The organism is Enterobacter sp. 6722112 (genome assembly GCF_058661685.1).
The window spans coordinates 842,246-854,771 of the sequence record NZ_JBZWGR010000007.1; the positions used below are offsets into that span (position 1 = coordinate 842,246).

At 53.6% G+C, this 12,526-nt stretch carries 10 protein-coding genes; 8 read left to right on the forward strand and 2 right to left on the reverse strand.

Annotation, left to right across the window (positions count from 1 at the left end; all coding sequences use genetic code 11):
- Positions 1–245: 245 nt before the first annotated feature.
- From tig to AC4OVU_RS05565, 8 genes are all read left to right on the forward strand, one after another.
- On the forward strand, positions 246–1,544 hold the full coding sequence (tig, locus tag AC4OVU_RS05530) for a trigger factor (protein ID WP_015571277.1): 1,299 nt from the start codon (positions 246–248) through the stop codon (positions 1,542–1,544).
- Positions 1,545–1,804: 260 nt separating this feature from the next.
- The gene (gene clpP / locus AC4OVU_RS05535) at positions 1,805–2,428 is read left to right on the forward strand and encodes an ATP-dependent Clp endopeptidase proteolytic subunit ClpP (RefSeq protein WP_006809880.1); all 624 of its coding nucleotides are present in this window, start codon (positions 1,805–1,807) and stop codon (positions 2,426–2,428) included.
- Positions 2,429–2,555: 127 nt separating this feature from the next.
- Complete coding sequence (gene clpX, locus AC4OVU_RS05540) at positions 2,556–3,830, forward strand: ATP-dependent protease ATP-binding subunit ClpX (RefSeq protein ID WP_015571275.1); 1,275 nt, start codon at positions 2,556–2,558, stop codon at positions 3,828–3,830.
- A gap of 184 nt (positions 3,831–4,014) precedes the next feature.
- On the forward strand, positions 4,015–6,369 hold the full coding sequence (gene lon, locus AC4OVU_RS05545) for an endopeptidase La (RefSeq protein WP_014882775.1): 2,355 nt from the start codon (positions 4,015–4,017) through the stop codon (positions 6,367–6,369).
- Positions 6,370–6,579: 210 nt separating this feature from the next.
- Positions 6,580–6,852, forward strand: coding sequence for a nucleoid-associated protein HU-beta (gene hupB, locus AC4OVU_RS05550; RefSeq protein ID WP_002444653.1), 273 nt, complete (start codon positions 6,580–6,582; stop codon positions 6,850–6,852).
- Positions 6,853–7,064: 212 nt separating this feature from the next.
- Positions 7,065–8,936 (forward strand): peptidylprolyl isomerase, encoded by a 1,872-nt coding sequence (gene ppiD / locus AC4OVU_RS05555; RefSeq protein WP_017383192.1) that lies wholly within the window; start codon positions 7,065–7,067, stop codon positions 8,934–8,936.
- A 148-nt stretch (positions 8,937–9,084) separates the two neighbouring features.
- Positions 9,085–9,465, forward strand: coding sequence for a helix-hairpin-helix domain-containing protein (locus AC4OVU_RS05560; RefSeq protein ID WP_110292619.1), 381 nt, complete (start codon positions 9,085–9,087; stop codon positions 9,463–9,465).
- A 97-nt stretch (positions 9,466–9,562) separates the two neighbouring features.
- A complete protein-coding gene (locus AC4OVU_RS05565; RefSeq protein WP_017694410.1) occupies positions 9,563–9,961 on the forward strand; it encodes a YbgC/FadM family acyl-CoA thioesterase in 399 nt (132 codons plus the stop codon).
- Positions 9,962–10,023: 62 nt separating this feature from the next.
- Here the strand turns inward: AC4OVU_RS05565 and queC are convergent, their stop codons facing one another.
- Together queC and AC4OVU_RS05575 are read right to left on the reverse strand one after the other, a co-directional pair.
- Positions 10,024–10,719: a 7-cyano-7-deazaguanine synthase QueC gene (gene queC / locus AC4OVU_RS05570; RefSeq protein WP_015571271.1), complete on the reverse strand. Its 696-nt coding sequence runs from the start codon at positions 10,717–10,719 to the stop codon at positions 10,024–10,026.
- 66 nt (positions 10,720–10,785) lie between these two features.
- Positions 10,786–12,486 carry an SgrR family transcriptional regulator gene (locus AC4OVU_RS05575; RefSeq protein WP_045339388.1) on the reverse strand — a complete coding sequence of 567 codons (1,701 nt, stop codon included), beginning with the start codon at positions 12,484–12,486 and terminating at the stop codon, positions 10,786–10,788.
- Between the last annotated feature and the right edge of the window lie 40 nt (positions 12,487–12,526).

Here is a 12,526-nt window from a genome sequence, read left to right on the forward strand (position 1 = left end):
TGAGTTTTGAGCGGATGGCGCGTTTTTAAGGCTAAAAATAGCCTTAAAGTGTGAAAAAAGCCGCAGCAACATGCTCCAACCGTTCTCGACTCACCTAAGTGATGCCGCTATAATGCCGCGTCTTATTGAATGTCTTCGGGATGATTCTGGCGACAGGGAATGTGAATCTGCACATAAGAGAGCATCCCGGTATAACAGACAGATTCAGAGTTGACCGAGCACTGTGATTTTTTTGAGGTAACAAGATGCAAGTTTCAGTTGAAACCACTCAAGGCCTTGGCCGCCGTGTAACGATTACTATCGCTGCTGACAGCATCGAAACTGCTGTGAAAAGCGAGCTGGTCAACGTAGCAAAAAAAGTACGTATTGACGGCTTCCGCAAGGGCAAAGTACCAATGAATGTTGTTGCTCAGCGTTATGGCGCTTCCGTGCGTCAGGATGTGCTGGGTGAACTGATGAGCCGCAACTTTATCGACGCGATCATCAAAGAAAAAATCAATCCAGCCGGCGCGCCGAACTACGTTCCAGGTGAATACAAGCAGGGCGAAGACTTCACCTACTCCGTAGAGTTCGAAGTGTACCCGGAAGTTGAGCTGAAAGGTCTGGAATCTATCGAAGTTGAAAAACCGATCGTTTCCGTGACTGACGAAGACGTTGACGGCATGCTGGATACCCTGCGTAAGCAGCAGGCGAACTGGAAAGAGAAAGAAGGCGCTGTTGACGCGGAAGACCGCGTAACCATCGACTTCACCGGTTCTGTAGACGGCGAAGAGTTCGAAGGCGGTAAAGCGTCTGACTTCGTACTGGCGATGGGCCAGGGTCGTATGATCCCAGGCTTCGAAGACGGTATCAAAGGCCACAAAGCTGGCGAAGAGTTCACCATTGACGTGACCTTCCCTGAAGAATACCACGCTGAAAACCTGAAAGGTAAAGCAGCGAAGTTCGTTATCAACCTGAAGAAAGTGGAAGAGCGCGAACTGCCAGAACTGACCGAAGAATTCATCAAGCGTTTCGGCGTGGAAGATGGTTCTGTTGCGGGCCTGCGTACCGAAGTGCGTAAAAACATGGAGCGCGAGCTGAACGGCGCTGTACGTAACCGCGTGAAGTCTCAGGCGATTGAAGGTCTGGTGAAAGCGAACGACATCGACGTTCCTGCGGCCCTGATCGACAGCGAAATCGACGTTCTGCGCCGTCAGGCTGCACAGCGCTTCGGTGGCAACCAGCAGCAAGCGATGGAACTGCCACGCGAGCTGTTCGAAGAGCAAGCGAAACGTCGCGTTGTTGTCGGCCTGCTGCTGGGCGAAGTGATTCGTACCCACGAGCTGAAAGCTGACGAAGAGCGTGTGAAAGGCCTGATCGAGGAGATGGCTTCTGCATACGAAGATCCATCTGAAGTGATCGAGTTCTACGGTAAGAACAAAGAGCTGATGGACAACATGCGCAACGTCGCACTGGAAGAGCAGGCTGTTGAAGCGGTACTGGCGAAAGCGAAAGTGACCGAAAAAGAGACCTCTTTCACCGAACTCATGAACCAGCAGGCGTAATTTCGCCCCGACGGTTTAAAGTTTGAACAAAAAACCCGTTGCCCTCCGGCGACGGGTTTTTTTTATCACAGCTTTAGTCCTGGAAGGGTGCTAAAACGCCCTTTCAGTGTTAGCGTTACAACAAAACGTTGTTATGCTTGAAATAGGGCATAACGACCCCCATTAGTATGTAATCACGATGATTGAGACTGGCTGATAATCCGTCCATAAGGTTACAATCAGTACAGCAGGTGTTTTCAATTTTGAACCAGGAGACGGAAATGTCATACAGTGGCGAACGAGATAACTTTGCACCCCATATGGCGCTGGTGCCAATGGTTATTGAACAGACCTCACGCGGTGAGCGTTCTTTCGATATCTATTCCCGTCTGCTCAAGGAACGCGTTATCTTTCTGACCGGCCAGGTGGAAGACCATATGGCTAACCTGATCGTGGCGCAGATGCTGTTCCTGGAAGCGGAAAACCCGGAAAAAGACATTTACCTGTACATCAACTCGCCAGGCGGTGTGATTACGGCGGGCATGTCAATTTATGACACCATGCAATTCATCAAGCCGGATGTCAGTACCATCTGTATGGGGCAGGCGGCATCCATGGGTGCTTTCCTGTTAACCGCAGGGGCGAAAGGTAAGCGTTTCTGCCTGCCTAACTCCCGCGTGATGATTCACCAGCCGCTGGGTGGTTACCAGGGCCAGGCGACGGATATTGAAATCCACGCCCGAGAAATTCTGAAAGTAAAAGCGCGCATGAATGAACTTATGGCGCAGCATACGGGTCAACCTCTCGAGCAGATCGAGCGCGATACCGAGCGCGATCGCTTCCTCTCTGCACCAGAGGCAGTTGAGTACGGCTTAGTCGACTCCATTTTGACCCATCGTAATTGATGCCCGCGACGCGAGTGTGCCGCTATACTAAGGTAGGGCGGCACGTTGCCTGTAAGCAGCTTGCGTCTGAGAATGGCATTTGCGTCGTCATGTGCGGCACATAGAACTTAAAAAGAGGTTTGGACTCATGACAGATAAACGCAAAGATGGTTCGGGCAAACTGCTGTACTGCTCTTTTTGCGGCAAAAGCCAGCATGAAGTGCGTAAACTGATTGCCGGGCCGTCCGTGTATATCTGCGACGAATGCGTCGATTTATGTAACGACATCATTCGCGAAGAGATTAAAGAAGTCGCGCCGCACCGTGAGCGCAGCGCGTTACCAACGCCACACGAGATTCGCCACCACCTGGACGACTATGTCATTGGTCAGGAGCAGGCGAAAAAAGTGCTGGCGGTGGCGGTATACAACCACTACAAACGTCTGCGTAACGGCGATACCAGCAATGGCGTAGAACTGGGCAAAAGTAACATTCTGCTGATCGGGCCTACAGGTTCCGGTAAAACCCTGCTGGCGGAAACGCTGGCGCGCCTGCTGGATGTTCCGTTCACCATGGCGGATGCCACCACCCTGACCGAAGCCGGTTATGTGGGTGAAGACGTAGAAAATATTATCCAGAAGCTGCTCCAGAAGTGCGATTACGACGTACAGAAAGCCCAGCGCGGGATCGTCTATATCGATGAGATCGACAAAATCTCCCGTAAATCAGACAACCCGTCGATCACCCGTGACGTCTCGGGCGAGGGCGTGCAGCAGGCGCTGCTGAAGCTGATCGAAGGTACGGTTGCGGCTGTTCCACCGCAGGGTGGGCGTAAACATCCGCAGCAGGAATTCTTGCAGGTTGATACCTCCAAGATCCTGTTTATCTGTGGTGGTGCGTTTGCAGGCCTGGATAAAGTGATCTCTCACCGTGTGGAAACCGGCTCCGGCATTGGTTTTGGCGCAACGGTGAAAGCCACGTCTGAAAAACCAAACGAAGGCCAGCTGCTGGCGCAGGTTGAACCGGAAGATCTGATCAAATTCGGTTTGATTCCGGAATTTATCGGCCGTCTGCCGGTTGTGGCGACCCTGAATGAACTGAGCGAAGACGCGCTGATTCAGATCCTGAAAGAGCCGAAAAACGCGCTGACCAAGCAGTATCAGGCGCTGTTTAATCTGGAAGGCGTTGAGCTGGAATTCCGTGACGAAGCACTGGACGCGATTGCCAAGAAAGCGATGGCGCGTAAAACCGGTGCCCGTGGCCTGCGTTCTATCGTAGAAGCAGCATTGCTCGACACGATGTACGATCTTCCTTCTATGGAAGACGTTGAAAAAGTCGTGATCGACGAGTCCGTCATTGGTGGCCAGTCCAAGCCGTTACTGATTTACGGTAAACCGGAAGCGCAGCAGGCATCTGGCGAATAATTCACCATTTCATACAATCAGTTAATCAAAAAGGGGGGATTTTATCTCCCCTTTACTTTTTCCGTATTCATGGCGTTGAATGTATGGGAAACATCCCCATATACTGGATTACATGTTAATGGTTGTGTGAAGCACAGTTACATGACCAGTTTACCTGGCGGACACTAAACTAAGAGAGAGCTCTATGAATCCTGAGCGTTCTGAACGCATTGAAATCCCCGTATTGCCGTTGCGCGATGTGGTGGTTTATCCGCACATGGTCATACCCTTATTTGTAGGGCGGGAAAAATCTATCCGTTGCCTCGAAGCCGCCATGGATCATGATAAAAAAATCATGTTGGTTGCGCAGAAGGAAGCATCAACGGATGAGCCGGGTGTAAACGATCTTTTCACCGTCGGGACCGTGGCCTCTATTTTGCAGATGCTGAAGCTGCCAGACGGCACCGTGAAGGTGCTGGTGGAAGGCTTACAGCGTGCGCGTATTACCACTCTGTCAGACGATGGCGAGCACTTCTCTGCGAAGGCAGAGTACCTTGATTCACCGGAACTTGATGAGCGCGAACAGGAAGTGCTGGTACGCACCGCGATCAGCCAGTTCGAAGGCTACATCAAGCTGAACAAGAAAATCCCACCTGAAGTGCTGACGTCGCTGAACAGCATCGACGATCCTGCACGTCTGGCGGATACCATCGCTGCGCACATGCCGCTGAAGCTTGCTGACAAACAGTCCGTGCTGGAAATGTCCGACGTTAACGAACGTCTGGAATACCTGATGGCGATGATGGAGTCTGAGATCGATCTGCTCCAGGTTGAGAAGCGCATTCGCAACCGCGTCAAAAAGCAGATGGAAAAATCGCAGCGTGAGTACTATCTGAACGAGCAAATGAAAGCCATTCAGAAAGAGCTCGGCGAGATGGACGATGCGCCGGATGAAAACGAAGCGCTGAAGCGTAAGATCGACGCGGCGAAGATGCCGAAAGAGGCGAAAGAGAAAGCCGAAGCTGAGTTGCAGAAGCTGAAAATGATGTCTCCGATGTCGGCAGAGGCGACCGTCGTGCGCGGCTATATTGAGTGGATGGTGCAGGTTCCGTGGAATGCCCGCAGCAAGGTCAAAAAAGACCTGCGTCAGGCGCAGGAAATCCTCGATACCGACCACTACGGCCTGGAACGCGTGAAAGACCGCATTCTTGAGTACCTCGCGGTACAGAGCCGTGTGAACAAAATCAAAGGCCCAATTCTGTGCCTGGTAGGGCCTCCAGGCGTGGGTAAAACCTCTCTGGGCCAGTCCATCGCCAAAGCGACCGGACGTAAGTATATCCGTATGGCGCTGGGCGGCGTACGCGATGAAGCGGAAATCCGCGGTCACCGCCGTACCTACATCGGTTCTATGCCGGGCAAGCTGATCCAGAAGATGGCGAAAGTGGGGGTTAAAAACCCGCTGTTCCTGCTCGATGAGATCGACAAAATGTCTTCGGACATGCGTGGCGATCCGGCGTCGGCGCTGCTGGAAGTGCTTGATCCAGAACAGAACGTGGCGTTCAGCGATCACTACCTGGAAGTGGACTACGACCTGAGCGATGTGATGTTCGTGGCGACCTCCAACTCCATGAACATTCCGGCCCCGCTGCTGGACCGTATGGAAGTGATCCGTCTCTCCGGTTATACCGAAGATGAGAAGCTGAACATTGCTAAGCAGCACCTGCTGCCGAAACAGATTGAGCGTAACGCGCTGAAAGCCAACGAGCTGACCGTCGAGGACAGCGCGATTATTGGCATCATTCGCTATTACACCCGTGAAGCGGGCGTTCGTAGCCTCGAGCGTGAGATCTCTAAGCTGTGCCGTAAGGCGGTGAAACAGCTGCTGCTGGATAAGAGCCTGAAGCACATTGTGATTAACGGCGACAATCTGCATGCTTACCTTGGCGTTCAGCGCTTCGACTACGGTCGTGCGGACAACGAAAACCGCGTTGGTCAGGTGACCGGTCTGGCATGGACGGAAGTGGGCGGCGATCTGCTGACCATCGAAACCGCCTGTGTCCCGGGCAAAGGCAAGCTGACCTACACCGGTTCACTGGGTGAAGTGATGCAGGAGTCCATCCAGGCGGCGCTGACCGTGGTGCGCGCGCGTGCGGAAAAACTGGGTATCAACCCGGATTTCTACGAAAAACGCGACATTCACGTTCACGTTCCGGAAGGGGCGACGCCGAAAGATGGCCCAAGCGCGGGTATTGCCATGTGTACGGCGCTGGTTTCCTGCCTGACAGGGAACCCGGTTCGTGCTGATGTGGCCATGACCGGTGAAATTACGCTGCGTGGTCAGGTACTGCCTATCGGCGGGTTAAAAGAAAAACTGCTGGCGGCACACCGCGGTGGGATCAAAACCGTATTGATCCCTTACGAAAATAAACGCGATCTGGAAGAGATTCCGGACAACGTTATTGCCGATTTGCAGATCCATCCGGTGAAACGCATTGAGGAAGTTCTGACTCTCGCACTGCAAAATGAACCGTCCGGAATGCAGGTTGTAACCGCAAAATAGTGACCTCGCGCAAAGAGCGCCAATAAAAACAAGGCTGGTAAGTCATTTCGTACTTGCCAGCCTTTTTTTGTATAGCTAATTTAGATTGCTGATTGGGTTAGCCATCAACAACGGGTGTTGTAAGGTCATAGCAGGACTGATATAACTGCTGCGCGGTCGCGCTGTGAAGGATTCAGGTGCGATATAAATTATAAAGAGAGGAAGAGAACAGTGAATAAATCTCAACTGATTGACAAAATTGCTGCGGGTGCTGATATTTCTAAAGCTGCAGCGGGACGTGCTTTAGATGCTTTAATTGCTTCTGTTACTGAATCTCTGCAAGCTGGGGACGACGTTGCACTGGTAGGCTTCGGTACTTTTGCGGTTAAAGAGCGTGCAGCCCGTACTGGCCGCAACCCTCAGACCGGTAAAGAGATCACCATTGCTGCCGCTAAAGTGCCGGGTTTCCGTGCAGGTAAAGCGCTGAAAGACGCAGTAAACTGATTGCTTTCCCGCTCCAGGGAAGCTGAAAAGTACAAGGGCGCATCGTTTGATGTGCCTTTTTTGTTTGTCCAGACCTGATTTGTGCGAGTTTATGCGAGTTGTGGGCTGACAATTGCCCTGTTTTCTTGTCACAATACGCCTTTACGCGCGACGGTCAGGATTTTCCGTCAGCGTCAGGTAACCAGTCACCTACAGCGGAGTGTTGTTACACCATGATGGACAGCTTACGCACGGCTGCTAACAGTCTCGTGCTCAAGATTATTTTCGGTATCATTATCGTGTCGTTCATATTGACCGGTGTGAGTAGTTACCTCATCGGCGGTGGCGCGAACTACGCCGCAAAAGTGAATGGCCAGGAAATTAGCCGTGGGCAGTTCGAGAACGCTTTTGCTGGTGAACGTAACCGCATGCAGCAACAGCTGGGCGACCAATACTCTGAACTTGCAGCCAACGAAGGCTATATGAAAAACCTGCGTCAGCAGACGCTGAACCGCCTTATCGACGAAGCGCTGCTGGATCAGTACGCGAAAAGCCTGGGTCTGGGCATCAGCGATGAGCAGGTTAAAAAAGCCATCTTCTCGACGCAGGCTTTCCAGTCTAATGGAAAGTTCGACAACGCGCGTTACAACAGCATTGTTAACCAGATGGGTATGACGGCTGACCAGTACGCTCAGGCGCTGCGTAACCAGTTGACCACGCAACAGCTGATTAACGCGGTGGTGGGCACCGATTTCATGCTGAAAGGCGAAACTGAAGAGCTGGCGGCACTGGTGGCGCAGCAACGCGTGGTGCGTGAAGCGACGATTGATGTCAACGCACTGGCAGCGAAACAGCAGGTTAGCGACGCTGAAGTTAATGCTTACTACGAGCAAAACAAGAACAACTTCATCTCTCCGGAACAGTTCCGCGTAAGCTATATCAAGCTGGATGCAGCTGCGATGCAGGAAAACGCGACTGACGCCGAGATCCAGTCTTATTACGACCAGCATCAGGATCAGTTCACTCAGCCGCAGCGTAACCGTTACAGCGTGATCCAGACCAAAACGGAAGCAGAAGCGAAAGCCGTGCTGGACGAGCTGAACAAAGGCGCTGATTTCGCCACCTTAGCGAAAGCAAAATCCACCGACATTATTTCTGCCAAAAACGGCGGTGATATGGGCTGGCTGGAAGAGTCCACTACCCCGGACGAGCTGAAAAATGCAGGCCTGAAAGAGAAAGGCCAACTGTCTGGTGTAATCAAATCCTCCGTTGGTTTCCTGGTGGCGCGTCTGGACGATGTTGTGGCGGCGAAAACCAAGCCGCTGGCTGACGTTCGTGATGATATCGCTGCGAAAGTGAAGCAGGAGAAAGCGCTGGACGCCTTCTATGCTCTGCAACAGAAAGTGAGCGATGCCGCAAGCAACGACAACGAATCACTGGCGGGTGCTGAGCAGGCTGCTGGCGTTAAAGCGGTTGAGACGGGCTGGTTCAGCCACGAAAACCTGCCGGAAGAACTGAACTTCAAACCAGTTTCAGATGCCATTTTCAATGGTGGTCTGGTCGGTGAGAACGGTACGCCGGGCAGCAACTCAGACATCATTACCGTTGATGGTGACCGAGCGTTCGTACTGCGCGTCAGCGAGCACAAAGCCGAGGCAGTGAAGCCCCTGGCGGAAGTGAAAGATCAGGTTGTGGCGCTGGTCAAACACAACAAAGCGGCACAGCAGGCAAAACTGGATGCAGAGAAAATTCTGGCCGATCTGAAAGCCGGTAAGAACGATGCGCTGAAAGCGGCTGGCCTGAGCTTTGGCGAAGCAAAAACGCTGAGCCGTACCGGTCAGGATCCTGTCAGCCAGGCGGCGTTTGGCCTGAGCCTGCCGGCGAAAGACAAACCTGTCTTTGGCACCACGACCGATATGCAGGGTAACGTGGTGCTTCTGGCGCTGGATGAAGTAAAAGCCGGTACGCTGCCAGACGCGCAGAAGAAGGCCATGGTTCAGGGAATTACCCAGAACAATGCCCAGATTGCTTTCGAAGCGATGATGAGCAACCTGCGTAAAGAAGCCAAAATCAAACTGGGTGATGTGGTCACTCAGGAGCAATAATTACGTATCTGCTCGCAGATTTTAGTAACGCTCTGCAAAAACTAAAGGCCGCTTTCGCGGCCTTTTCCATTTCTGCAATCTGTTGTTTGTCCCTGTTTTCCCGTGCGGTTATCGTGGCGTGGCTGTCAACAAACAAGGAGAAAACAGCATGAAATGTGGAATCAAAGCACTGTTAATTACACTGGCTATTGCCACTTCCGGGATGAGTGCGGGCGCGCTGGCGGCGTCCCCCTCGGTTAAAGCGCAGGCTGCACAAAACCAGGCCGATGCAACGTCACAAGGTCATGTTAAAGCCAACGCGACGGCCAGCACGAAAGCCATTGAGGACGAGGGTACGCGGGTCAGTATCAATACTGCCTCTGCGGACGATCTTGCTCGCGTTATGAATGGTGTGGGTCTAAAAAAAGCGCAGTCCATCGTCAGCTATCGTGAAGAGTATGGCCCTTTCAAAACCCTTGACGATCTCAAGCAGGTGCCGGGTATGGGCAGCGCGCTGGTTGAGCGCAATCTCGCACACCTGACGCTGTAATCGCGTAATCACTTGCACTGCGGCAAAAATTTGCCAGGATAAAGAGGTCATACCAGTTATGACCTCTGAACCTATAACAACGAAAGGCTATTGCGCTATGCAGACACAAATCAAAGTCCGTGGTTATCACCTCGATGTTTACCAGCACGTCAATAACGCCCGCTACCTTGAATTTCTTGAAGAGGCGCGCTGGGACGGCCTGGAGAACAGCGAAAGCTTCCAGTGGCTGACCGCACACAACATCGCGTTTGTGGTCGTCAATATCAACATTAACTACCGCCGCCCGGCTGTGCTGGGGGATGTGCTCACCGTGACCAGTGAGGTCCAACAACTGAATGGCAAAAGTGGTGTATTGAGCCAGGTCGTTACGCTGGAGCCAGAAGGGCAGGTGGTGGCCGATGCGCTGATCACCTTTGTCTGTATCGATCTCAAAACCCAGAAAGCGTTGCCGCTGGAAGGGGAGTTGCGCGAAAAGCTGGAGCTGATGATCGCGTAAGAAATGTTCAGGAATAACTGTGCTGTCGACACTTACCGTTCGACAGCACGGTCAGGTAGCCCTTATTTCAGCCCGGTCTTTTTCTGCATCGCGGCCATCACGCCCGCTTTATCCGCAAAATAATGATTCAGACCGTTCGCGCGCAGGTTACAGGCGGCACACTGCCCGCAGCCGTCCCCTTTAATGCCGTTGTAGCAGGTCAGGGTCTCGTTGCGAACAACATCCAGCTTGCCCCAGTAGTCGGCCAGGGCCCAGGTTTCAGCCTTATCCAGCCACATCAGCGGCGTTTCGAAGCGGGTCTCTTTTGCCATTCCCAGATCGACAGCGTGATTGAGTGCTTTCACGAATTCATCCCGGCAGTCCGGGTAGCCAGAGAAGTCGGTCTCACATACGCCCGTGATCACCGCTTCGGCTTTCACCTGGTAGGCATAGATCGCCGTCAGGGTCAGGAAGAGAATGTTGCGGCCCGGTACGAAGGTGTTCGGAATGCCGCTGGCATCCGGTTCGTAATCAGGCACCGGAATGCTGTCGCGGGTGAGGCTGCTGACGGCCAGTTCATTTAACAGCGTCACGTCCAGCACTTTATGAGCGCGGGCGCCCAGTTTGAGGGCCAGTTCACGAGCGACATCGATTTCAGCGCGATGACGCTGACCATAATCAAAAGTGACGCAGTGCACTTCATCATACTGGTGAAGCGCCTGAATCAGGCAGGTGGTGGAATCTTGTCCTCCGCTGAACACGACGACGGCACGTTTCATAGATCATCTCGACAGTTACAGTAAAAGCGTCATGTTAACGCCTGGCTAAAGCGGCGACCAGCTTCTTCACGCGTTTGGGGGAGGAAGCCAGGCTTCGGTGAAGTCAAACCAGCCGCGAGTGTTAAGGCGTATGCCGTTGACGCCCGGAGGCGCGCTGATTTGATACTGGTAGTTAAAGAGCGGCGTCAGGACGGCTGTCTCCATTAACCGGCTGAAGATAGCCTGAAGTCCTGCGTGTCGGTCACGTTCGTCGGCCTGCGTCTGCACCGCATCCAGCGTGGCCTGCAAATGGGCGTATGCCGGTGCGCTCAGCAGATGCGGCCAGAGCGCATCGCAGCGGAGCCACTGCTCAAGCGTGTACGCTGGCGCTTCGCCAATCAGTCTGTCTCCCATCATGATGTCTGCATCGGCAAGCTGCTGGCACCCGTCCCACGTTTTGGCGTCGTGAAAGATGACGGTCAGTTCACAACCCTGCCGCGCAAGGTATGCTTTTAACTGGCTGGCCATGGTGTGAAGCTCAACCGGCAGGTGGTAGACGAGCGTCAATGCCTCTGGCAGCGCAACGTCGGTTAAATCAGGCCATTGGGGGATCGCCCAGCCGGGAAGCAGTTCCTCGGTAGGGGTGATGAGCCCTTCGTTCAGGGGAAGCGTGTGCAGCAGCGTTGAGAGATGAATGATATTAATCAGCCGCTTTGCCTGAAGTTCGCTCAGACGTGGGCTCTGTTTCAGCGTGAGGTAGCAGAAACCCAGACTGGTGCTGTTACTCACCAGCCGCAGGCTGGCCAGCTCGTCGGCCTCGCCAATGGCGATTTGCACCGGGTGGCGACAGCTGGTGCCCAGACTGTAGTCAAAAAGCTGGGGCGTGATCCAGTACTCGATAGCCTTAAGCAACGGATGGCCAAGGTGATACTGCTCGTGGCTTTCCAGACGCACCAGTTCAGGCTCAAAAACGCTCAGCCGAAAGGGACCGCTGCCCACCACCGTGTAATCGGGATGCGCCAGACGGCTACAGTAGGTTGCCAGCCTGTGCGCCAGCCAGTAGTCAGGTTGATGAAGAATAAACGTCAGGCACTGCGGATGCGTGGTTTCGATACGTAAGACGCTGCGGAAAAGCGTGCCCATGCCGGCCTGCGATAACAGCGCCGTCAGGCTTTGCCGGAGCTGTGCCGTCTCTATTTTATCGCCGTTATGCCAGTGCAGGGTGGAGCGAATGTAGAAATGCCAGCGCAGGCCGTCAGCGGAGATTTCCCAGTGATGCGCCAGATCGCCCGTGGGTTCACTGCTGGTACCATTAAAACGCGTCAAACCTGAGAATACCTGTCCCGCCAGATGCTGCTCCGCCCGGCCAGGGAGAAACCCCGGCTGAAGCGGCTCCAGCGAGCGATAGTAGGGAATACGCAGCGTCGGCGTATCGTTCTGCCACTGCCCGCCCATAAACGGATGCAGCAGCGATCGCAAATCTTCAGGCGCGAGCTGGGCCAGCTCCAGCGCGTTGTGCTGCTGTCCACTTTTCAGGGCCTCTTCCATCATCGTATTACGCAACGAATCCGGGGTGACGTGAAAGCGTAATTCCCCACGCTTACCTCGTCCGGAGCGGGCGTGCCAGCTTAGCCAGCCCGCCTCCTGCGCCTGGCGCAGCAGGGTGCGAACATGTCGCTCGCTGCAAAAGCAGCGGCTGGCAAGTTCACTGATGGTAACCTGCTGCGGTGCGCCGGCGGAGGGGTGCCACAGACGCTGATACTGGTTAAGACGATTAAGCTGGCGCATGAAAAACCCGGAACAATAATTATCATCTATTCACTATTAC

What these genes read in the sequence shown, in the direction of transcription:
- tig (WP_015571277.1), top strand. Translation starts at nt 246, where the DNA reads ATGCAAGTTTCAGTTGAAACCACTCAAGGCCTTGGCCGCCGTGTAACG.
- clpP (WP_006809880.1), top strand. Translation starts at nt 1,805, where the DNA reads ATGTCATACAGTGGCGAACGAGATAACTTTGCACCCCATATGGCGCTG.
- clpX (WP_015571275.1), top strand. Translation starts at nt 2,556, where the DNA reads ATGACAGATAAACGCAAAGATGGTTCGGGCAAACTGCTGTACTGCTCT.
- lon (WP_014882775.1), top strand. Translation starts at nt 4,015, where the DNA reads ATGAATCCTGAGCGTTCTGAACGCATTGAAATCCCCGTATTGCCGTTG.
- ppiD (WP_017383192.1), top strand. Translation starts at nt 7,065, where the DNA reads ATGATGGACAGCTTACGCACGGCTGCTAACAGTCTCGTGCTCAAGATT.
- AC4OVU_RS05560 (WP_110292619.1), top strand. Translation starts at nt 9,085, where the DNA reads ATGAAATGTGGAATCAAAGCACTGTTAATTACACTGGCTATTGCCACT.
- AC4OVU_RS05565 (WP_017694410.1), top strand. Translation starts at nt 9,563, where the DNA reads ATGCAGACACAAATCAAAGTCCGTGGTTATCACCTCGATGTTTACCAG.
- queC (WP_015571271.1), bottom strand. Translation starts at nt 10,719, where the DNA reads ATGAAACGTGCCGTCGTCGTGTTCAGCGGAGGACAAGATTCCACCACC.
- AC4OVU_RS05575 (WP_045339388.1), bottom strand. Translation starts at nt 12,486, where the DNA reads ATGCGCCAGCTTAATCGTCTTAACCAGTATCAGCGTCTGTGGCACCCC.